Genomic DNA, 21,522 nt, shown 5'->3' with positions numbered 1-21,522 from the left:
AGATTTTATAAACATAATTTTGGAAGTTTCTTCTCTAAAGAAAGCTCCTAAAATTAGATGCATTCGCTTGATCAAGGCCGGCTCTCAAAAAAAAGAAGCCGTGCGCGTATTGCACCGTTGCTTGTCTCCCTGTAAATTCGTTAGAATGTAAAGAATGACCCCGGCACAGGCCGGAGGCTGGAAAGGATGGTTCCGATGAAGGAGATTTCAGGAGGCGGCGTTGTGTTCCGCAAGCAGGAGGAACGCACGGAGGTACAGCTGATTCAGGACCGTTTCGGGAAAATGACGCTGCCCAAAGGAAAGATGGAGCCGGGCGAAACGATAGAGGAGACGGCGCTGCGGGAAATCGCGGAGGAAACCGGCATTACGGGCCGGATCGTGGAACCGCTTGACGTTATCGCTTACCGTTACGAGCATCCGGAGCACGGTACCGTGGAGAAGGAAGTGCACTATTACCTGGTGGAAGCGGTCGGCGGCGATCTGCAGGCTCAGATAGAAGAAATCAGCGGAGTGGAATGGATGAGTCCGGAAACCGCTTGGAAGAAGCAGGCGGAATCGGGATACGATAACAACGACGGGGTTGTGCTTGCGGCTTTGCAAAAGCTCGGGTACGAGGTGAGGCTCGTATGACGGCGGTTAGCGACCTCGCGTCTTATATCGATCATACGCTCTTAAAACCGGAAGCGCAGAGCGGCGCCATCCGTAAGCTTTGCGGGGAAGCGAAGGAGTTGGGCTTCTACAGCGTGTGCGTGAATAGCGGATGGGTGCCGCTGTGCAGAGAGGAGCTTCAAGGCACCGCAGTGAAAGTATGCGCGGTTGTCGGTTTTCCTCTCGGGGCGTCTCTGCCGGAGGTCAAAGCTTTCGAAGCGGCAAAAGCGGCGGAGTACGGGGCCGAAGAGATTGATATGGTTCTGGCGGTGGGCAGCCTGCTGGAAGGAAACGCCGAAACGGTGCGCGACGATATCCGGCAAGTCGTGGATGCCGTGAAAGGCCGGGCGATCGTTAAGGTGATTCTGGAGACGGGATTTATGGGCGACGATCAGATTGTACTTGCCTGCCGTCTTGCCGAAGAAGCAGGGGCCGCCTTTGTGAAAACCTCAACCGGATTCGGACCCGGAGGAGCGACTGTAGAGCACGTGCGCCTTATGCGGCAATCCGTATCCGCAGCCGTCCGTGTCAAGGCTTCCGGCGGTGTCCGCGATCTGGAAATGGCCCGCAGCATGATAGAAGCCGGGGCGGAGCGTCTGGGCACAAGCTCCGGCGTCGCCCTTATGTCCGGGGCTGCAGGTTCTTCTTCCTACTGAAGGGGAGATAGCAGAACGGCAGCGCAATCAGCGAACTGGCTACGTTAAAAAGCGTCTGGGCGCGGGCGATTTGCGCCGACGGATCGGCGGTCATCCAAGTGGAGACCTCATGAAGCAGGCCGATCAGCGGGAAGAAGAGTACCGTGCCCCCTACGTTGAGCAAAATATGCGACCACGCTACGAACGTGCCTGCGCGCGTGCCGCCGATGCTGGCGAGCCAGGCGGTTACGCACGTTCCGATGTTGGAGCCAAGCGTGACCGCGATACCGAGCTCCGGCGATATGACGCCGCCTGCGGCAAAACCCATGGCCATCACGATAACCGCGCTGGAGCTGTGGATCAGGGCGGCAATGGCCGCGCCGGCGACGACGCCCCACAGCAGGCTGACTTTGGCCTGGTCGATAAACCAGGCGAACAGGCCTAGGTGCTGGAGTGCCGGACCGATGCTCTGCATGATCCGGATGCCGATCAGCACCAGAGCGAAGCCGGCCGCGGCCAGCGCCGCATAGCGGACGGCGTGCAGCCAGCCGCTCGCGGCGGGCGGCTCCTGAGCGGGGTCTTGGGCGCCGACCTGCGCAGGAGCCGGGCGGACGACCTCATGCGCGGGGGAGGGCCCGGCCGCCTGCGTGCGCACCGGCGAACGAGCGCGTTCCGGCGCCGGGCGGAAACTGGCTGCGAGGCCGCCCGCTTGCGCCGAGCCGGCGGGCCGTTTCCCAGCGTTGCCGCCGCTTCGCTGAGCCTGCGCCGGAGTACCGGCCGGGCCCGTCTTTGCTTCGCCGGAAACGGAGCCGCCGGGCCTGTTTCTGCCGCCGGTCGCCGCGCCCGCGCCGGCTCGGCCCAGGGCCGGGTCCGGCAGCCAGCTGGCGAGCCACACGGCGCTGGACACCAGCAGCAGCGGCAGCGCGGCTGCGCCGAGGTTCAGCCCGATCAGCTCGGTGGTCAGGCACGTGCCGATGTTCGTGCCGAGAATGATACCGAGCGTTCTCGGGAAGGTCAGCACGCCGGCGTTGACCAGGCCGATCGAGATGACTGTGACGGCGCTGCTGCTTTGAAGCAGCGCCGTAAGCGCGGTTCCGGTGACGAGGCCGTGGGCCGGCGTCCGGGTGGCGGTTTCGAGAAACCGGTATATATGGGGACCGGCCAGCTGGTTTAAGGCGAGCTCCATCATTTTCATCCCGAATAAGAAGACAGACAGCCCCGCGAGTAGGGGGAGAGCCAGCGATAGCCACATAGGTCCTGCTCCTTTGATCGTTATTCCGTGGAGAACGGGTTGTCTTAGAAGTATATGAGCGGACGGCGGCGGGCATGACAAGCACCCCTGCCCGCCGCAATCGAATTGAAGTGCTTCCCGTCCGCGAAGGACGGGGGTTTTGGCAGGAGGAAGGAGCCTTACAATGGCAGCAATTGTCTTACAGAAAAAAAGAAAAAAACGGCTTGAACAGGGTCATCCTTGGATCTTCGCAAGCGAAATCGAACGCGTGGAGGGAGAGCCGGTTCCCGGACAGATCGTGGAAGTGCGGACCCATGCCGGGCAGCCGCTCGCGTCGGCCTACTACAATCCGAAGTCCCAGATTACCGGCCGGGTCGTCAGCTATAAACCGCTTGAAGCGATGACGAAGGAGTTTTTTGTCGAGCGTTTCGAACGCTGCGCGAGACACCGGGCGCGGTTTTTGCACGATTCGGATTCTTACCGGCTCGTATACGGGGAAGCGGATTTCCTGCCGGGGCTTACCGTCGATAAATTTGCGGACGTACTCGTCGTGCAGATTTTGACGCTCGGCATGGATGTATGCCGGGAAGCGATCACGGCGGCTTTGGTCGAAGTATTCGCACCGCAGGGCATTTACGAGCGCAGCGACGTGCCGGTGAGAGAGCTGGAAGGTCTGACGCAGACCACGGGTCCGCTTTACGGGGAGTGTCCGCGTTATGTCCGCATTCTCGAGAACGGTCTTCATATCGAGGTCGATATCGAGCAGGGACAGAAGACGGGCTATTTCTTCGACCAGCGGGAAAACCGCGCGGCAACCGAGCCGCTTATGAAGGGCTGGGGAGCCGAAAGCGGCATTGCTGTCCGCGAGGTGGAGCACGAAGGACAAATGCAGCGGCTGCCGGTTAACGCGAACGGCAAAGTCGTCACGTTCCCTTACTGGGACGGCGCCACGGTGCTCGAGTGCTTCTCGCATACCGGCAGCTTTACGCTGCATGCGTGCAAATACGGGGCGAAGAAAGTCACCTGCCTGGACATTTCCGAGCATGCGGTGGAGAGCGCCCGTACGAACGTCAAGCTGAACGGGTTTGAAGACCGGGTCGAGTTCGTCGTGGCCGACGCTTTCGATTATCTGCGCAAGCAGGTGAAGGGAGTCGAGGAACGGCGCCAGAGAGCGCTGGCCGGACAAGGCGCGAAGGTCGATACCTCCAAACCGGTCGGGGAAGGACGGACGTGGGACGTTGTCATTCTCGATCCCCCGGCGTTCGCCAAGACGCGCAGCGCTGTCGAGGGCGCCTGCCGGGGCTACAAGGACATTAACCTGCACGGGATGAAGCTGGTCAACGAAGGCGGCTATCTGGTGACGGCTTCCTGTTCGTACCACATGGCGCCGGAGCTGTTCCTGGAGACCGTGCACGCCGCCGCCGTCGATGCCGGCAAGATCCTCCGGCTGGTCGAATTCCGCGCGGCGGGCAAAGACCATCCGCGTCTGCTCGGGGTCGACGAAGGAAATTATTTGAAGTTTGCCATCTTTGAAGTACGGAGCCGCTGACAGCGGTCTCCGGCTTTTTTTATTCCGACATCCGGCGTGGTACAATAGAAGGGAAAGCAACCAGACAAGCAGACAACACGAGACCCGGAGGGGATAAGTTTGGTAACGTTTAAAGATATCGTGCCTTATATGGATAATGTGCGCCGTCAGCTGACGGAAGTGCTGGACTCGTTCGGCCCGGACGAAAAGCAGCTCCGCGAGAAGCCGGACGGCTGGAACGTGACCGAAGTAGTGGAGCATCTGGCGAAGCTGGAAGGAATGATTCTGTATCAGCTTAAGCAGGTTGTGGGCCAAACGCCGGCCGGACCTTCCGAGCCGCTGGACGAGAAGGTGACGGACGTGATGGGCATTCTTCAAGCCAGCGGCATTATCGGCAAAAAGATCGAGGCGCCGGACCCGGCCAAGCCGACAGGCACCCTGTCTTGCGATGAAGCGCTGCAAAAGCTGGATGAAGTCCGCGCGGCGACGAAGGCGCTCATTCCGAAGCTGGCCGAACGGAACACCAACGATCTTCTGTTCCCGCATCCGTCGGGTTTTGAAATGAACGCCACCCAGTGGGCGCATTTTATCGCCATTCACGAGACGGCCCACGTCAATCAGCTCAAAAGAATCCGCGAAGCCAACCGCTGATAAGCGGAGGCTGACGGAATAAACCGCGCGGGGCGAAGCCCTGCGGCGGTTTTTTTGCGTCCGGACAGCGCGTTTGTATGATACAATGGCAAGGATAGCCACTACATAGAATGCGGATGGACACCATGAACAAGAAACGAAAAAAGAACAAGAAAACGGCCTCGATTTTTCTTTTTCTGCTGATTGTACTCGTCTCTGTCGTCGCTAAAAACACCGGTCTGTTCGACGGCGGGGCGGGCAAGAGCACTTCTGTCGACCAGACGATCTATTTCCCGAGCGACAAGTATCCCGAAACCGCCAAGCACATCAAAGACGCGGTTGCAAAAGGAGCTTCGCCCGTCTGCACGATCGACCGGAAGGGAGCCGAAGAGAACCGCAGGCAGTCGCTGGCCGGAGTCGCGACCAAAAAAAATTACGACCGTGACGAATGGCCGATGGCGATGTGTGCGGAAGGCGGCAAGGGAGCGGATATCGCTTATATCAAACCTGCGGACAACCGGGGGGCGGGATCTTGGATCGGCAATCAGCTAGATAAACTTCCCGATGGAACGCGGGTCGAGATCGTGGTAAAGTGAAGAGTCGGAACATGATTGACGGATTTTAATTTGCACACACAAGGGAGTTAATGAAGATGGTAAAAAGAAAGAACGCAGGCGACGAGTCGCTGGACAAGCTGGATTACCGGGTGAAGATCCTTTTGAAAGAATGGGCCGGACTAAGCGGCTTTTACGGATATAAATCCATGAGCCTGGACGAGATTTTGGAGCTGCTGAATACAGAAGGCTGGGAAACCAGAGTCGATAAATCGGATCCCTCCGTCAGAAGAATAGTTATGGTTAAAGAAGATACCGTCCGGAAGGCGAAATTTTTCCTCGATGAAAAAGGAAGAGCGCTGAAGGCCGATTAAAAAACAGCGAAAACAAAGAACAACCACTGAAGAAACGATCAGTGGTTGCTGCGTTTTCGGGTGCTCCTTTAAAAAGACGGATGAAGACCGATGGGGCCCAGGCTGCCGTAGCTGCCTTGAAATTCTCCCTGGATGATGTACTTTCCCGGGGATAAGTAACCGACGGACAGTTCGACCGGGCTTGAAACTGCCGGACCGATAGCTACGCTTTTGGAATAGACGGGGTTTAGCTGTCCGTTCGGGCTTTTGGAATAAAGCGTTACCTGGACGACCTCGTCCGATGCACTCCACAACCCAATGCTCGCTTTGTGCGGCCCGGCCTGGCTGACGTACAGATCGTGGGACACGGCGGTATAGGCAGCCGATGCGTTTGCGGAAAAAGCAAAAAAAGCGGCAAAGATCAGGACGACGATTTTTTTCATTCGTTAACCTCCTTTCTTGCTTATAAGGGAAATCGCTATCGATTAATCAGGAATAGGATACCATATGTGGGTTTATTTGTCTTATATATCTTTCCCGACTAACTGACGAGAAGTGATGAAAGCATGACGTATTTTATACATATCTTTCTCAACAATATCGTGCCGCTGGCGGTTATGATTCTGATCGGCGTGGCGATGTTCCGGGCATTCCACCTGGATATCAAGACTTTGTCGAAATTGAATTTTTACGTATTTGCTCCTGCGCTGGTTTTCGTCAAGCTGTACGAATCGGAACTATCCGTGGCGATTCTCGGTCAGGTGCTTTTGTTCTTCCTGCTGTTTTTCACGGCGATTACCGTGATGACCGAATTATTCGTGCGTATCCGGAAGTACAAGGGCGGAATGAAAGGAGCCATGCGCAACAGCATTATTTTTTACAACAGCGCCAATTATGCGATTCCGCTCAATCAGATGGTATTTGTCGGGGATGCATTCACCTTGTCCGTGCAAATGATCGTGATGATGATGCAGAATCTGCTGCCCAATACGCTCGGTGTTTATAACGTAAACGCGCACAAGAGCAGCTGGAAAGATATTCTGAAAACGGCCGCTTATCTGCCGACGATTTACATGATCCCACTTGCCTTTCTTTTGCGTCATTACCAGATTCCGGTGCCGCAGCCGCTTAGTATTCCGCTTCATTATATCGCCGACGGTTTTATGGCGACGGCCCTTCTTACCCTGGGAGTCCAGCTCGGCAGCATGAAGTGGAAATTTCAGTTTTCCGATGTGCTCTGGTCGAATTTCCTCCGGCTGTGCATGGGCCCGCTGATCGGCCTGGGCGTCGTATACCTGCTGGGACTTCATGGCGCAATGGCGCAAGCGCTTGTCTTGTCCTGCGCCGTTCCGACCTCCCTCAGCAGTGTCCTGCTGGCGGTCGAGTACGACAACGAACCGGAGTTTTCTTCGCAGGCCGTGTTTATGTCCACTGTGCTCAGCATGTTTACGGTGACGCTAGTGATTTATCTGCTGCCTTACATCGGATAAACGGGACAGGCTGACGTCAGGCTGCTTGAAGGAATTGGCTGCCGGATCGAAGGGCTGTAAGCCGGATAGCCGGGGTACGTATACTTGACGCATGGACAGGCATGCTTGTAAGTGGGACTGCGGATCACAGCCGGACGGTGAACAAATGCGCGCTTTAAATACACAACGCAAACAACACACGAACCGATCCTTATTTTACGGATACAAATGGAGGGATTTGCATGCTCAAAAACATAAAATCGCACACAGATCAGCAAAAGGTCAGGGAACTGCTGGGCTATGCCGTGTTTCCGGATCCTGAATCCGTGGAAGAAGCGGTGGAGTTCTACGGACCGGCATCGGAGCGCGAGCTGTACGGATACGAATCGGAAGGAGACCTTATCGGGCTGGTAGGCTTTTCGGCGGATGCGGAAGGGACTCTGACGATCCACCACTTGGCCGTGCATCCGGAGTGCAGGGGAGCCGGCTACGGCCGGGGACAGATCCTGGAGCTGATCCAGCTGAAAAAGCCCCGGCAAATCGTGGCGGAGACGGAAGAGGACGCCGTCGACTTTTACCGCAGTATCGGATTTACGGTAAGTTCGCTGGGGGAGAAATACCCCGGTACGGAAAGATTCGTCTGCCGCTACGAGGCAGAGCCGGAAGAGGAAGAGTAGGCGGAAGCGCTCCGTTCGGAGACGTGCCGCGTGTGCTGGTCGCTCCGGGCAAAAACGATAAGAAAGGCGGTCCCCGGGCCGCCTTTTTTTTGTGCGCAAAAAGCTCTTCCCCACCGCAGTGCTGCCGTCCCCGTAAGGAAATGAAGCAGGCAAGTGACACTTGGGCGGGGGGGCACATACAATAGTACACGGTCATCTGGTTTGGAGGGGGTTCGGATGTTGAATTCAATTGTCGGGAGCATCAAAATCAACAACGTTTCTAACAGCTCCAATGTTCAAATCGGGAATACCGCCTATATTTTGCTGTCCAGCAACAACAAGATGAATGGAGGAAGCAGCTCGTTCTCTCCTGGCGACAGTTTCGGAAGTTTGACCAATAATCCCAACAGCATTACGAACGATCCCGATGTCAACGAAGGGAACAGCGCCGCCGTCGTTTGAAATGAAAATAGTCCCATGTCCGCCGCTTGCCACCCCTCTCGGAACTTATGGTACAATAGAGCGATAGAGAACATAGATTCCCCATGGGGACAAGTAACAAGGCGAAAGGGGCGTACCCGGAATGCCCGTACGTTTTATAACTGGCCGTGCAGGGAGCGGCAAAAGCAAACTCTGCATGGATGAAATCATAGAGAACTTAAAGCAGCGGCCGGAGGGGCCGCCGTTGATTCTGATCGTTCCCGAGCAGGCGACCTTTCAGACGGAGCTGGCGCTTGTGGATCACCCGGACGTGGGAGGAACGATACGCGCGCAGGTGCTCAGCTTCCGCCGTCTGGCCTGGAGGGTGATGCAGGAGAGAGGCGGAACGGCCCGCCAGCCGATTGACGATGTCGGAAAAAAGCTGCTGCTTCACAAGCTTTTACATAAGCGGAAGGGCGATCTGCGCTTTTACCGGTCGGTGTACGAGCAGACGGGCTTCGTCGACCGGCTCAATGAGCTGTTCGCGGAGTGGCGGCGCTACTGCGTGACGGGAGAAAGTCTCCGCGAGCATGTGGACAGATACGACGATTTTCTCGGCAGTAAGAAGCAGCTTTTGCGGGACAAAATGCGGGATCTCCAATTGATTTACGGGGCTTTCGAACACGAAATTTCGCTCCGGTATCTCGACGGGGAAGGAACGCTGGCCAAGCTGGCCGAGGAGCTGGGACAGTCTTCGCTTGTTCGAGACGCGCAGATTTGGATCGACGGGTTCCACGGTTTTACGCCCCAAGAGCTGATGGTGGTGAAGGGGCTTTTTGAGCATGGAGCCCGGACCACGGTGTCGCTCTGCGTGAACCGGCCTTATTACGCCGGAGAGATTCCGGACGAGCTGGATCTGTTCCACCCGACGGCACGGACGATGTTGCAGCTCCAGGAACTGGTGGATGCCGTGGGCGTCGGACCGGCTGAAACCGTCGCCGTTCAGCCTGTCCTGTCGCCCCGGTTTGCTGGCAGTCCCATGCTCGCCCATCTGGAGAGCTCGTTCGAGCAGCGCATCGGCCGGTACGCCAGCCCGTATCTTCCGGCCGGGCCCGGAGAACGGGAGCATCTTTCGCTTTACGCCGCCGTCAACCGCAGGGCCGAAGCCGAAGGCGTAGCCCGGGAAATGACGAGGCTGGCCCGCGAGCAGGGAGTCCGCTGGCGGGATATGGCCGTGATGGTCCGCAACATGGCGGACTACGAGGATCTGCTGGAGACCGCGTTTACCGATTACGGGATTCCGCACTTTTTTGACCAGAAAAGAACGGTGCTGCATCATCCGCTTGCGGAGTTTATCCGTTCGGCTCTGGAAACGGTTTTGCATAACTGGGGGTACGATGCGGTATTCCGCTGCGCAAAAACGGACCTGCTCCTGCCTTGGAACGGGGATGCCATTGACGCGGCAAAGACGCTGACGGAGCAGCGGGCTGCGATGGACCGCCTCGAAAATTACGTGCTTTCCTACGGAATCCAAGGGAACCGGTGGACCGACGGCAGGCCGTGGACTCACCGCAGCCGGGCCTCGCTGGAAGACGAAGAGACGGCGGCGAATGAGGCGGAGGTGTTGTATCTGCAGGAAATTCAGCAGACCCGGGAATGGGTGGCGGAGCCTCTGCTGCGTTTCCAGAAAAGTCTCAAGCGGGCCAAAACGGTCCAGTCGAGAACGCAGGCGCTATACGAGCTGCTTGAAGACGTGCATGCGCCGGAACGGCTGGAGCAGTGGCATGCCGAGGCGGCCGCAAACGGCAGGCCGGAGAAAGCCCGGGAGCACAGCCAGATCTGGGGCAGCCTGATGGATCTGCTCGATCAACTGGTCGAGCTGATGGGCGAGGAAGAAATATCGGCCGAGCTGTACGGCGAACTGCTGGAAACCGGGCTGGAGAGCATCAAGCTCGGGCTGGTTCCTCCGGCTCTTGACCAAGTGCTGGTCGGCAGCATGGACCGCACCCGCTCCATGAAAATCCGCTACGCGTTCATACTCGGCGTCAGCGACGGGGTCATTCCGGCGTCGCCGACGGAGGACGGTGTGCTGGCAGAGGCGGAGCGTGAGCTGCTGCTGCAGACCGGACTGCCGATGGCGGACGGAAACCGCCGGCGGCTGCTGGACGAATCCTTCCTGATTTATTCTTCGCTGGCCGTACCAAGCGTGCGGCTGTCCTTGTCCTATCCGCTTGCCGATGAAGAAGGCAAATCGCTGCTTCCCTCGGAACTGATCCGGCAGGTGAAGGGATTGTTTCCCGAGCTGCGGGAAGTCCAGTGGTTGGGCGAGCCTTCGCCGCTTATGTCCGCAGAGGAGCAGCTTTCCTATATGCAAAATCCCTCGCGGGCGATGTCTTACCTCGGTGTCCAGTTGAAGCAGTGGATGAAAGGGGCGGCCATCGGCGATTTGTGGTGGGGCACCTACAACTATTTTGCGGGAGAGCCGGAGTGGAAAGGCAGCATGAACCGCCTCGTTCAGGGGCTGCTGTATGCCAACCGGGAAGACAAGCTGCCACGGGAAACGAGCCGTCTTCTGTACGGGCGTCATCTCCGTGCGAGCGTATCCCGGATGGAGCGCTATGTAGCCTGCCCGTTCGCCCACTTCCTGACGCACGGCTTAAAACTCAAAGAGCGCCGGGTGTTCCGTCTGGAAGCTCCGGATATCGGGCAGCTGTTCCACGGTGCGCTCAACTTGTTCGTGCGAGGTTTGCAGGAGGACAAGGTCGATTGGGCGAGCCTGAGCACGGAAGAAACCTACCGCCGGACATCCGACGTTGTCGACCGCCTTGCGCCACGGCTGCAGGGCGAAATTCTCCTGAGTTCCAAGCGGTACCGGTATATTTCCCACAAGCTGAAGCAGGTTGTGGGCAAAGCGGCCGTCATGCTGGGTGAACATGCGAAGCGCAGCCGGTTTTCACCGGTGGGGCTGGAAATCGATTTCGGGCCGGGCGGCATGCTGCCTTCCCTCACTTTCCAGCTCGACAACGGATGCACGATGGAAATTATCGGACGGATCGACAGAGTGGACCAGGCGCAGGGGGACAGCGGTCTGCTGCTGCGTGTGATCGATTACAAGTCAAGCCCCACTGCGCTGGATTTGTCCAGCGTCTATTACGGTCTGTCCCTTCAGATGCTCACGTATCTGGATGTAATCTTAACTCATGCGCCCCAGTGGCTCGGCATGAGCGCCACACCGGCAGGGGTACTGTATTTTCATGTGCACAATCCCCTGCTGCAGTTTACGAACGGGATGACCGTTCAGGATGTAGAGAAAGAACTGCGCAAACGGTACAAGATGAAAGGGCTCCTTATGGCCGATCCGGAGGTTGTGAAAATGATGGACAGCGACCTTGCGGGCGCAGCGGGTCACTCCCAACTGGTACCGGCAGCCCTGTCCAAGGACGGGGGCTTTTATAAGTCGTCCTCCGTGGCTTCGGAAGAGCAGTGGGATACCCTGCGCGGTTATGTGCGGGACCGGATTCGCGATATCGGCACGGAGATTACGGAGGGACGGGTGGATATCACCCCGTACCGCACGGGCAATAAAACGGCCTGCCAGCACTGCTCTTACAAGGCGGTGTGCCAGTTTGATCCGGCGCTGGACGGCAACGAGCCCAAACATCTGGCCAAAATCGGACGCGACCGCGTCTGGGCCGAGCTCACCAGGAAAGAGACGGAAAGCGGAAAGGAGGAGCAAGACCGATGACAACGACACCGAGAACGAAGCCTCCGGGAACCACGTGGACGGATGAGCAGTGGGACGCCATCGCCCTGCGGGGGCAAAACATGCTTGTGGCCGCAGCGGCCGGTTCGGGGAAAACGGCCGTACTGGTCGAACGGATTATCCGCCGCATTTCCGACGAGGCTTCTCCCCTGGATGTGGACCGTCTGCTGGTCGCGACCTTTACGAAGGCAGCCGCAGCCGAAATGAAGCAGAGGATACGAGAGGCTCTGGAAAAAGAGCTGACGGCAAATCCGGACTCGCAGCACTTGAAGCGGCAGCTGGCCCTGATGGGCCGGGCCTCCGTGACGACCCTCCATTCCTTCTGTCTGGAGGTCATCCGCAGGCACTACAGCCTGATTCGGCTGGACCCCGGGTTCCGCATCGCCAACGAAACGGAAGCGGAGCTGATGCGGCACGACCAGCTGGAAGAAATGATGGAGCAGTACTACGGGGAAAGCGGAGAAGACAGTCCGTTCTGGCGGCTGGTCGATACGTTCGGCGGCGAGCGCAGCGACGTTCCCCTTCATCTGCTGATCCAGAAGCTGTACGACGAGTCGCGGAGTCACCCCTGGCCGGAACATTGGCTGCGGGAGATGGCGCACATGTTCGGGCCGAAGAACTATGAACTGATCACCGGGAGCGATCCTTCCGGTGAAGACGAGCGGACGGCCGCCCTGGCGGAAGTCAGCGAAGGCTATGCGGAAGCGGCTGCGGCCGGAACTGCGGAGGAAGCCGCTTTGGCGAATACGGCGGAATCTGCGCAGCATCCGTCAGCGGGACGGACGAGTCCGGCCGATTCGGGCGGGACAACCGAACGGATAGCGGCAGAACCGGCAGAAACTTCGGCGGGGTTGGAGTCTGAGGGCAGCCTGACGCAGGAGCTGGTGCCGGAAGCTGCGATACCTCCGGCGGCTTCTTCGGAAAGTATCGAAGGTGCCGAAAGCGCGCTTGAGGCGGAGAATGCGGATAACGCTGAACAGAACGGAAACGAAGAGGAAGGGGCGCCAGCGGAGTTCTGGCTCAAGGGCCTCACCGACGATGTCCGTTTGGAGCTTCAGGGGACCGCCGAGCTCTTGAAGCAGGCTCTCGAAATTACCGGTCAGCCGGGCGGCCCGCTTCCTTACGCGACAGCCGTGCAGGATGATCTGACCATGGTCGAAGGACTGGCGGACATAGCCGGGAACTACCCGTGGGAGATCCTGTTCAGCGCGTTTCAGTCGGTGTCTTTCGGCAAGCTGAAACCGTGCAAGAAAGACGAAGTGGACCCGCAGCTCCAGGAACAGGTGAAACAGCTGCGCAGCCGGGTCAAGGAACGCATCACCTCCCTCCAGGAGGAGCTGTTCGGACGGCCGCCGGAGCAGTTTCTGGAGGAAACGCGGGAAATGGCGCCCGTCATTCACGCGCTGGTCGATCTCGTCATCGACTTCGGAGGGCGTTACAGCAAGGCCAAGGCTGCCAAAGGACTGGTCGATTTCGCCGATCTGGAGCATTTCTGCCTGCGCATTCTGCGTGCGGAAGAGTCTGCGCCGGATCGTCTGGTTCCTTCGCGGGCGGCGCTCGAATACAGGGAGCAGTTCGCGGAGGTGCTGCTTGACGAATACCAGGACACGAACCGCGTCCAGGAAGCGATCGTCGAGCTGATTGCCGAGCCGTACCCGGGCAACCGCTTTATGGTCGGCGACGTGAAGCAGAGCATTTACCGCTTCCGTCTGGCGGAGCCGGGACTTTTTCTGGAGAAGTACAAAAGCTTCACCGGGGACGGCAGCGGTCCGGGAAGACGGATTGACCTGGCCCGGAACTTCAGGAGCCGGGCGGAGGTAGTCGATGCCGTCAACTTTATTTTCCGGCAGATCATGAATGAGGGCGTCGGGGACATTGCGTACGACGTGCGGGCGGAGCTGGTGAACGGCGCTTCTTATCCTGCGGCCGAAGGCCAGAATCTGTCCGTCGAAATGCTGCTTATCGACCGTGCGGCAGCCACGCAGGCGTCCGCCGGGGAAGAGTCCGATGCGGAGGAAACGGCCGGGGAGATTTCAGCTGAGGAGCAGGAGGGCGAGCTGAGCGGCATCCTGGAAGGCCAGGAGCTGGAAACCGCCCAGATGGAAGCCCGGGCGATCGCCCGCAAGATACAGGCCATGCTGAATCCGCAGGAAGGGCAGCCCTACCTCGTGTACGATAAACGGTCCGGCTCCATGAGGCCCGCCACGTACCGGGATATGGTCGTTCTGCTGCGCGCTACCCAGCAGTGGTCGCCGATCTTCATTGAAGAATTAAGACAGCTTGGTATACCGGCTTATGCCGATTTGAATACAGGGTATTTTACGGCGACGGAAGTCGAAGTCATGCTCTCGCTACTGAAAGTGATTGATAACCCGTATCAGGACGTTCCGCTCGCGGGCGTTCTCCGTTCTCCGATTGTCGGCCTGACGGCGGATGAACTGGCTTCCTTGCGCATTTCCGGCAAAAATATCCCATTCTACGAGGCGGTCCGGGCTTACGCCCAAGGAAGCCGTCCCCCAGGGAGCGCGGAGGGCGGGAGCGGCTTGCAGGATGCAGGCGAGTGGAAGCCGGACGAGGAACTCCGCAGCAAAATCACGGACTTCTTGCGGCGCCTGGAAGAGTGGCGGAGCGAAGCCCGGCAGGGGGCGCTCGCCCGTCTCATCTGGAAGGTGTACGGGGACACCGGCTACTTCGACTTCGTGGGAGCGATGCCCGGAGGGCAGCAGCGCCAGGCGAATCTCCGGGCGCTCTACGACCGGGCGAGGCAGTACGAGAACACCTCCCTGCGGGGGCTGTTCCGCTTCCTCCGCTTTATCGAGCGGATGAAGGACACCGGAGGCGATCTCGGGACCGCCCGGGCGCTGGGCGAGCAGGAGGATGTCGTGCGGATCATGTCCATCCACAAGAGTAAAGGACTCGAGTTCCCGGTCGTTTTCGTAGCCGGACTCGGCAAATTGTTCAATCAGCGCGATCTGCTCGACCCGTTCCTGATCCATAAGGAACTGGGCTTCGGTCCGCGCTTTGTGGATACGAAGCTGCGGGTCGGTTATCCGACCCTTCCGCAGCTTGCGATCCGGCGCCGGATGCGCATCGAGACGCTTGCCGAGGAGCTGCGCGTCCTATATGTGGCGCTCACCCGGGCACGGGAGAAGTTATTCCTGCTCGGCACGGTGCGCTCGCTGGACAAGCAGCTCCAGGGCTGGGGCAGGCATCTGGAGAAGAACGGCTGGGCGCTTCCGGACGATGAAGTGGCGCGTGCGCGAAGCTACATGGATTGGCTGGGACCGGCTCTCATGCGGCACCGGGATGCGACTTTGTGGAGAGAGAAAGCCGGGCTTAAGGAACACAGTCCGTCGGCGCTGGCGGCAGACGGCTCCAAGTGGAGCTTTGAAGTGATTGCGCCCGAGGAGCTGGCGGCCATGGGGAAAGCCGACGAATCCGTCACGATTCAGGCGGACCGGCTGGAGGCGCTGAAGCACTTGAACAAGGTGCCGACTTTTACCGGGGAATGGGACGTTGCGCTTGCGAAATCGCTGTCGTGGACGTATCCGTTTGCCCAGGCGACCGCTTATTTTTCCAAAACGTCCGTTTCCGAGCTGAAGAGGCAGGCAGACCGCAGTACGGCTTCCGATCACGAAGAAATTCCGTCGGCCGAGTTGCTGCCCAGCCCGGGGAGCGGGCTCATTTTGCCGACCCGGCTGCTGAAAATGGCGGGGGCGGCGGAAGCGTCCCGGCTGGCCGGGGAACGTTCATCCGGTGTGTCCTCCCCGGACGGCACGGAAGGGACCCGTGCCGGAGGCAATTCCGTTTTTCATCTGGCGACCTTTATGGACAGTCCCGCGTCCTTGCGGCCGGAAGAGTGGCGGGAGCAGCAAGCGGCCGAGACGCAGGACACACAAGACGCAGAAGACACGCAAGAGGCAGAAAACATACAGGACCCGGAAGGGTTGCATGTCACACAAGACGCAGGGGACACACAGGAGCCGCAAGCGGCACAAGGCACGCAAGCAGCGCACGAGCCGATTGAGCCGTCCGGTGAAGCGGGCGGGGAAGTTTCGTCCGGTGCTGCCGTACCCGGTACCCCTTCGGCCGGTTCCTCGGCAAGAACGTCGCTTCTGAGGCGCCCCCGTTTTATGGAGGAGAAGAAATTGACCTCTGCGGAGCGGGGAACCGTTTTTCATGCCGTCATGCAGCATATCCCGCTGAAGGAAGTGACGCCGGAGGCCGTGGAAGCTGTCATGAGGGAAATGATCGACAAGGAACTGCTTACACCCGCTCAAGCAAGAGCGGTGGATGCGGAAATCCTTGCGGGTTTTTTCCGGACGGATATCGGTATAAAACTTGCCGCCTCGACCCGGGTATGGCGCGAAGTGCCTTTCAGCTTGGGGCTTCCCGCCGGTCGTGTCTATCCGAATGCGGATGCGTCGACCCGCCAGGAGACGGTGCTTGTGCAGGGTGTGATCGACTGCCTGTTCGAATCGGACGGCAATCTGATTATGCTCGATTACAAGACGGACCGTGTCAAAGGCGTCGGCCTCGAAGCGCTCCGGGAAAGATACCGGCTCCAGTTGGGCTTGTACGGACAGGCAGTGGAAAAAATCTGGAAGCGCAAGCTTGCGGGAACGTACCTGTTTTTCTTTGACGGCGGGCACGTGGTGGAAATTTAAAAGGAAGAGGCCGGACGATCCGCCTGATGGAGGTGCACCGGCCGACTTTACAGATACAATCAGATTTGGGGGATAGGTATGCGCATACTGCACACCGGTGACTGGCACTTGGGGAGAACCCTGGAAGGGCGGAGCCGGTTTGAGGAACAGGTTGCTTTTGTGGACGAGCTTGTCCGTATTGTCAGGGAAGGGAATATCGATCTGGTGCTGCTGGCGGGAGACGTGTATGACACCGTTAATCCGCCTGCCGCTGCGGAGCAGCTTTTTTACGACGCTCTGTCCAGGCTGGCCGAGGACGGCCGCAGGGAGGTTGTCGTTATTTCGGGCAACCACGATCATCCGGACCGTCTGGGGGCGTCTTCCCCGATTGCCAGGGCGCAGGGAATCTCTCTGATCGGGCTGCCGAAAGCGGGCCTGATGGAGATCGGGATTCCGAGAACCGGCGAAACGGCCAAGCTGTTTGCGCTGCCGTATCCGTCCGAGTCGAGACTGGGCGAACTGCTCAGCGACGACGCCGGTGAAGAAGTGCTCAGGAAAGCATACTCCGAGCGGGTAGGCGAGCTGGTTAGAGCTCAAACGGCGGGCTTTCGTCCCGACACCGTGAACCTGATCATGAGCCACATTTACGTGCTCGGGGGAAAAGAAAGCGAATCGGAGCGTCCGATTCAGGTCGGCGGAGCGTACACGGTCGATACATCGGCACTCGATGTCGGCGCGCAGTATGTGGCGCTCGGCCACCTGCATCGTCCGCAGACGCTTAAAGCGCGGAGCCCCATCCGCTACTGCGGTTCCCCGCTTGCCTACAGCTTTTCCGAAGCGGGCCAAGCCAAGTCGCTGACGGTTCTCGACGTCAAACCGGGAGAGCCGGCCTCGATTGAAGAAATTTATTTGACCTCCGGCCGCCCGCTGGTGAACTGGAAAGCGAAGGAAGGGCTGGCGGAGGTGCACCGCTGGCTGGACGAAGGGCGGGACGCGAACGCGTGGATCGACCTGGAAATCCACATCGCGGAGGCAATGTCGCTGCACGACATTCAAACCCTGCGCAAGGCGCGCAGCGGGTTTATCCATATCAAACCGGTCTATCCGCAGCAGCAGCCGGCCGAGGAAGAAGCCGCCGCCCTGTCGAGCTCGGGTCTGCCGGTGGACGAGCTGTTCCGCCGTTTCTACGAGCGGCAGACGGGCGGTGCCAAGCCCGAGCCCGAGCTCGTGCAGCTCTTTATGGAGCTGCTGCAGGATCATTCGGACGGCCCGGAGCAGGCCGAATAAAGGGAGGCGAAACGTATGCGTCCGATACGGCTGCAAATGTCCGGTCTGCAAAGCTACCGGGAAACACAGGAAATTGATTTTACGCAATTGTGCGATGCCGGCGTGTTCGGTATATTCGGTCCGACGGGAAGCGGAAAGTCGTCCATTCTGGACGCCCTGACGCTGGCGCTCTACGGCAAAGTCGAACGGGCTTCCGGCGGTACGCAGGGGATTATGAACCATGCCGAAAATACGCTGGCGGTCTCGTTCACTTTCGAACTCAGCCATCCGACTGGCGCCATCCGGTACCGGGTGGACCGTCAGTTCAAGAGAGGCTCGGACGTCTCGGTTACGAATACCGTAAGCCGTTTTGTCCGCCTGAGCGGGGAGGAACCGGTCGTATTGGCCGATAAATCCACGGACGTAACCAACCGGGTCCACCAGGTGCTCGGTTTGTCCATGCAGGATTTTACCCGCGCCGTGGTGCTCCCTCAAGGAAAATTCGCCGAATTTCTTTCGCTGACAGGCAAAGACCGGCGGCAGATGCTTCAGCGGCTGTTCCATCTCGAAGCCTATGGCGATCATCTCAGCGCGCGCGTAAGCGGACGGCTCAAAGAAGCCGACGGCCTGCTTAAACAGATCGCCGCCGAACAGCAGGGGCTGGGAGACGCGTCCGAAGAAGCGCTGGCCCAGGCCGGCGAAAGGCTGAAAGAAGCGGCTGAGTATGCCGCCGTCCAGCGTAAGCTTTTTCAGCAGGCGTCTGTCCGCTACGAAGAGATGAAGCAGATTTTAAATGTACAAAAGGATGAGCGGCAAACAGAGCTGGAGCTTCGCAAAACCGAGGAAGAAGAGCCGGGAATCCGTCAGCGGGAAGAGAGCCTGAAGCGTGCGGAGGAAGCGGAAAAGCTGCGTCCTTACGTCGAGCACGCGGAAGCTTCGGCGAAGACGGAGGCGGAGCACCGGGGACGGATCGCTCAGGCAAGGGACCGTTCCCGCGAGGGCGAAGTCAAATTGCATACGGCTTTGCAGGCGTCCGAGCAAGCCCGGCAGGAGCTGGCCGGACGCGAGGAGCCGCTGCTGATCCGGCTGGAGCATTTGAACCAGGCCCTGGAGCAGGAGCGTCAGCTTGCCGACCTGCACAAGCAGTGCGATGGGCTCAAAGCAAGCGAAGAAAAGCTGCTTTCGCAGCTTTCCGCGGTGAAAGAGGCGTTCCGCAAGGAACAGGAAACGAAGGAAAAGGCGCTTGGCAAGCAGGCGGAGCTGAAAGAAGCACTGAAAAGCGTAGAGGTCGGCTACGAGCAGCGCAGCCTTCTCCAGGAAGCGTGGGACGCCAAAAGGGAGTTGGATATGCAGACGCGCCAGCTCCAGGAGATCCGGCAGGAGACCGGCGGAAGACGCCGGACGGTGGAGGCCGGAGAGCGCGAGCTTGCGGCCCGTGCCGGGGAATTGACCGCGTGGACGGAGGACTTTGCCCGTTGGCTCGGCGAACTCGGCACCGGCCGGACGGAAGCCCAGCAGCTGCGTAAACGGCTGGCGGAGCAGGAAGAAGCGGCGGGCGCGCTGCTTGGGGTCCGCAAACGGGAAGACCGCGAGCGCGAGCTGCGGAATCTGGCCGGGAAGCTGGCTCACGAGCTGCACGAAGGACAGCCCTGTCCCGTATGCGGGGCTGTGGAGCATCCGGCTCCTTATCGTGAAGAAGACCATGGGGCGGAAGAAGCTTCCCCTGGCGTAGAGGAGTGCGAAACACTCCTCCGCGCCATCCGGGAAGCCGGACTGGAGGCGGAGCGCCACGTTTTCGGCCTCGATACTCTTGCCAAGCGGGCGCTTGAGCACGAACGCGCCGGAACGGATGATCCGCAGATCGCCGCAAACGAGCCTGACGCAGAGGTCCGGACCGTTTCCGCGGACGTGACCGGCCATGCGGCCGCGGAGGCGGCCCTCATGCTGGCGGAAGCGGCTGCGGCGGTTCAAGCGGATCTGGAGCTTCCGCCGGAAGCGTACCTGGCAGGTTCCGCGGACCGGAGCGGCCAAGACGGCGCCGCAATCGAAGCGGCTGTCACAGCGGGCACGGCGGCGGCAGAGAGCGGTGCCACCGGCGGTATGCGGCCGGGAAAAGCCGGAATCTCCGCCGAGGAGGCTCTGCAGCGGTTGGCCGCTTTCAAGCGGCTGGAAGCGGAGGCCGGGCGTGTAGGCCGTTTGGCGGCAGGACTCGAAGCCGGCTTCCAAGCCCTCTTGAAACGGCTGAAGCCGCTTGAAGCCGGCATGCAAGCCGCCGAGGCGGAGCTTCGTTCGCAGCGCGCGGCCCTTCAGGCGGACGAAGCCAAAGCGCAGGCTCTGGAGCAAAGCGTCCGCGGCCGGGAAGAAGCCTGGCAGCAGCGGTTCGGCGCCAAGGGCCTGGAGCTGGACGCTGTAGAGGAACGCCTGAAGCGGCTGAACGAGCAGGAGCGCCAGGCGGAAGAGCTGCGCGGCCGCATCGAGAAGAGCATCCCGTTCATCGACGGGGTGCTCGCGAAGATCGAGCAGCTCCGCACCGAGGCGGCGGAGCTCGACAAAACCGCCCTGCAGCTCGCGACCAAGCTGCAGGGGCTGTCCCAGCTCGCCGCGGAGAAGGCGCAGCAGTTGCACGACCGCGTCGGCGACGAGCCGGTACCGCGCCAGATCGCGGCGGCTCAGGCCGAGCTCGACGCGCTGCGCGGCCGCGCGGGGCAGACCCGGCTCGCGCACGAGCAGGCCCGCCGCGAGCAGCAGGAGGCGGCCCAGGCGCTCAGCGCCGCCGAACAGGCCGCCGCTTCCGCCGCCGGGCAGCTCGCCGAAGCGCGGGAGCGGCTCGAACGCGCGCTGAAGGCGTCCTCCTTCGCGGACGCCGAAGCCGTGCGGGGCGCGTACGTCGCCGAAGCGCAGCGCGCCGAGTGGAGCGCGGAGGCGCGGCGACACCGCGAGCGCGAGCAGACGCTCCGCTCCAGGCTCGCGCAGCTGCGGGAGCAGCTTGCCGGACGGACAGTCAGCGAAGAAGACTGGTCCGGCATGCTGCTCGGGCTGCGCGAAGCCCAGGAGCGCGACGAGGCCGCGCTTGCGGTCCGCGCCAAGGCGGAACGCGACTGCGAGGAGCTGCAGGCGAAGCACGAGCAGTGGCGCCGGCTGGAAGAGCGGCGCAGCGCGCAGCAGACTTTGCACGGGCGGCTGGCGAAGCTGCAGTCCGTGCTGAAAGCGAACGCCTTCGTCGAGTTCCTCGCGGAGGAGCAGCTGATGCAGGTGAGCCGGGCCGCTTCGCAGCGGCTCGGGCAGCTCACCCGGCAGCGCTACGCGATCGAGGTGGACTCCGGCGGCGGCTTCGTGATCCGCGACGACGGCTCCGGCGGGGTGAAGCGCCCGGTCGGCACGCTGTCCGGCGGCGAAACGTTCCTGACGTCGCTTGCGCTCGCGCTCGCTTTGTCGGCGCAGATCCAGCTCAAAGGCGAGGTGCCCCTGGAATTTTTCTTCCTGGACGAAGGGTTCGGTACTCTCGACCAGGATCTGCTGGATATGGTGGTCACCTCCCTTGAGAAGCTCCACATGGACCGGCTTGCGGTCGGCGTTATCTCGCACGTGCCGGAGCTAAGGGCCCGTCTGCCGCGCAAGCTGATCGTCGAGCCGGCCGAACCGTCCGGACGCGGCAGCCGGGTAAGGCTCGAGCTGTTGTAAGGCCGGCGGACCCGTATACGGCGGACGGCGGCTCCGCAGTGC

Annotated in this window: 15 protein-coding genes; 13 read left to right on the top strand and 2 right to left on the bottom strand. The window is 60.2% G+C overall.

Features of this window, described 5'->3' with window-relative positions; genetic code table 11:
- Positions 1–186: 186 nt before the first annotated feature.
- Positions 187–630 (top strand): NUDIX hydrolase, encoded by a 444-nt coding sequence (locus AC58P5_RS07305; protein ID WP_497385461.1) that lies wholly within the window; start codon positions 187–189, stop codon positions 628–630.
- Positions 627–1,304, top strand: coding sequence for a deoxyribose-phosphate aldolase (gene deoC / locus AC58P5_RS07300; protein WP_497385459.1), 678 nt, complete (start codon positions 627–629; stop codon positions 1,302–1,304). The genes AC58P5_RS07305 and deoC overlap by 4 nt, the downstream gene beginning before the upstream one ends.
- Here the strand turns inward: deoC and AC58P5_RS07295 are convergent.
- Positions 1,270–2,535 (bottom strand): Na/Pi cotransporter family protein, encoded by a 1,266-nt coding sequence (locus tag AC58P5_RS07295; protein WP_497385458.1) that lies wholly within the window; start codon positions 2,533–2,535, stop codon positions 1,270–1,272. The two genes, deoC and AC58P5_RS07295, sit on opposite strands and share 35 nt — an antisense overlap.
- A gap of 163 nt (positions 2,536–2,698) precedes the next feature.
- On the opposite strand from AC58P5_RS07295, the gene AC58P5_RS07290 reads away from it, so the two are divergent.
- The 4 genes from AC58P5_RS07290 to AC58P5_RS07275 all read left to right on the top strand — a co-directional run bounded on the left by AC58P5_RS07290 (position 2,699) and on the right by AC58P5_RS07275 (position 5,600).
- Positions 2,699–4,063: a class I SAM-dependent rRNA methyltransferase gene (locus AC58P5_RS07290; protein WP_497385457.1), complete on the top strand. Its 1,365-nt coding sequence runs from the start codon at positions 2,699–2,701 to the stop codon at positions 4,061–4,063.
- A 99-nt stretch (positions 4,064–4,162) separates the two neighbouring features.
- Positions 4,163–4,693 (top strand): DinB family protein, encoded by a 531-nt coding sequence (locus AC58P5_RS07285; protein WP_497385456.1) that lies wholly within the window; start codon positions 4,163–4,165, stop codon positions 4,691–4,693.
- 125 nt (positions 4,694–4,818) lie between these two features.
- Complete coding sequence (locus AC58P5_RS07280) at positions 4,819–5,268, top strand: NucA/NucB deoxyribonuclease domain-containing protein (protein WP_497385455.1); 450 nt, start codon at positions 4,819–4,821, stop codon at positions 5,266–5,268.
- Positions 5,269–5,324: 56 nt separating this feature from the next.
- Entirely contained in the window at positions 5,325–5,600 is a 276-nt protein-coding gene (locus AC58P5_RS07275) for a hypothetical protein (protein ID WP_497385453.1), read from the top strand.
- A gap of 68 nt (positions 5,601–5,668) precedes the next feature.
- Here the strand turns inward: AC58P5_RS07275 and AC58P5_RS07270 are convergent, their stop codons facing one another.
- Positions 5,669–6,022: a hypothetical protein gene (locus AC58P5_RS07270; protein WP_497385452.1), complete on the bottom strand. Its 354-nt coding sequence runs from the start codon at positions 6,020–6,022 to the stop codon at positions 5,669–5,671.
- A 123-nt stretch (positions 6,023–6,145) separates the two neighbouring features.
- On the opposite strand from AC58P5_RS07270, the gene AC58P5_RS07265 reads away from it, so the two are divergent.
- The 7 genes from AC58P5_RS07265 to AC58P5_RS07235 all read left to right on the top strand — a co-directional run bounded on the left by AC58P5_RS07265 (position 6,146) and on the right by AC58P5_RS07235 (position 21,480).
- Positions 6,146–7,069 carry an AEC family transporter gene (locus AC58P5_RS07265; RefSeq protein WP_497385451.1) on the top strand — a complete coding sequence of 308 codons (924 nt, stop codon included), beginning with the start codon at positions 6,146–6,148 and terminating at the stop codon, positions 7,067–7,069.
- Between the two features lie 221 nt (positions 7,070–7,290).
- Positions 7,291–7,725 (top strand): GNAT family N-acetyltransferase, encoded by a 435-nt coding sequence (locus AC58P5_RS07260; protein ID WP_497385450.1) that lies wholly within the window; start codon positions 7,291–7,293, stop codon positions 7,723–7,725.
- A gap of 216 nt (positions 7,726–7,941) precedes the next feature.
- Complete coding sequence (locus AC58P5_RS07255) at positions 7,942–8,166, top strand: spore germination protein (protein ID WP_497385449.1); 225 nt, start codon at positions 7,942–7,944, stop codon at positions 8,164–8,166.
- Positions 8,167–8,287: 121 nt separating this feature from the next.
- Positions 8,288–11,869, top strand: a complete 3,582-nt coding sequence (addB, locus tag AC58P5_RS07250; RefSeq protein ID WP_497385448.1) for a helicase-exonuclease AddAB subunit AddB — start codon at positions 8,288–8,290, stop codon at positions 11,867–11,869.
- Positions 11,866–16,554 (top strand): helicase-exonuclease AddAB subunit AddA, encoded by a 4,689-nt coding sequence (gene addA, locus AC58P5_RS07245; RefSeq protein ID WP_497385447.1) that lies wholly within the window; start codon positions 11,866–11,868, stop codon positions 16,552–16,554. Before addB ends, addA begins: the two co-directional genes overlap by 4 nt.
- A 78-nt stretch (positions 16,555–16,632) precedes the next feature.
- Complete coding sequence (locus AC58P5_RS07240; protein ID WP_497385445.1) at positions 16,633–17,820, top strand: exonuclease SbcCD subunit D; 1,188 nt, start codon at positions 16,633–16,635, stop codon at positions 17,818–17,820.
- Between the two features lie 15 nt (positions 17,821–17,835).
- The gene (locus AC58P5_RS07235) at positions 17,836–21,480 is read left to right on the top strand and encodes an AAA family ATPase (protein WP_497385443.1); all 3,645 of its coding nucleotides are present in this window, start codon (positions 17,836–17,838) and stop codon (positions 21,478–21,480) included.
- Positions 21,481–21,522: the final 42 nt, after the last annotated feature.

This window comes from Paenibacillus sp. JT31N7, from assembly GCF_059692095.1.
The sequence above is the reverse complement of the archived record's forward strand: the minus strand, read 5'-3'. Positions and strand labels throughout refer to the sequence as shown.

Excerpts from the sequence above, each read along its gene's own strand:
- AC58P5_RS07305 (WP_497385461.1), top strand. The coding sequence starts at position 187 with ATGGTTCCGATGAAGGAGATTTCAGGAGGCGGCGTTGTGTTCCGCAAG.
- deoC (WP_497385459.1), top strand. The coding sequence starts at position 627 with ATGACGGCGGTTAGCGACCTCGCGTCTTATATCGATCATACGCTCTTA.
- AC58P5_RS07295 (WP_497385458.1), bottom strand. The coding sequence starts at position 2,535 with ATGTGGCTATCGCTGGCTCTCCCCCTACTCGCGGGGCTGTCTGTCTTC.
- AC58P5_RS07290 (WP_497385457.1), top strand. The coding sequence starts at position 2,699 with ATGGCAGCAATTGTCTTACAGAAAAAAAGAAAAAAACGGCTTGAACAG.
- AC58P5_RS07280 (WP_497385455.1), top strand. The coding sequence starts at position 4,819 with ATGAACAAGAAACGAAAAAAGAACAAGAAAACGGCCTCGATTTTTCTT.
- AC58P5_RS07275 (WP_497385453.1), top strand. The coding sequence starts at position 5,325 with ATGGTAAAAAGAAAGAACGCAGGCGACGAGTCGCTGGACAAGCTGGAT.
- AC58P5_RS07270 (WP_497385452.1), bottom strand. The coding sequence starts at position 6,022 with ATGAAAAAAATCGTCGTCCTGATCTTTGCCGCTTTTTTTGCTTTTTCC.
- AC58P5_RS07265 (WP_497385451.1), top strand. The coding sequence starts at position 6,146 with ATGACGTATTTTATACATATCTTTCTCAACAATATCGTGCCGCTGGCG.
- AC58P5_RS07260 (WP_497385450.1), top strand. The coding sequence starts at position 7,291 with ATGCTCAAAAACATAAAATCGCACACAGATCAGCAAAAGGTCAGGGAA.
- AC58P5_RS07255 (WP_497385449.1), top strand. The coding sequence starts at position 7,942 with ATGTTGAATTCAATTGTCGGGAGCATCAAAATCAACAACGTTTCTAAC.
- addB (WP_497385448.1), top strand. The coding sequence starts at position 8,288 with ATGCCCGTACGTTTTATAACTGGCCGTGCAGGGAGCGGCAAAAGCAAA.
- addA (WP_497385447.1), top strand. The coding sequence starts at position 11,866 with ATGACAACGACACCGAGAACGAAGCCTCCGGGAACCACGTGGACGGAT.
- AC58P5_RS07240 (WP_497385445.1), top strand. The coding sequence starts at position 16,633 with ATGCGCATACTGCACACCGGTGACTGGCACTTGGGGAGAACCCTGGAA.
- AC58P5_RS07235 (WP_497385443.1), top strand. The coding sequence starts at position 17,836 with ATGCGTCCGATACGGCTGCAAATGTCCGGTCTGCAAAGCTACCGGGAA.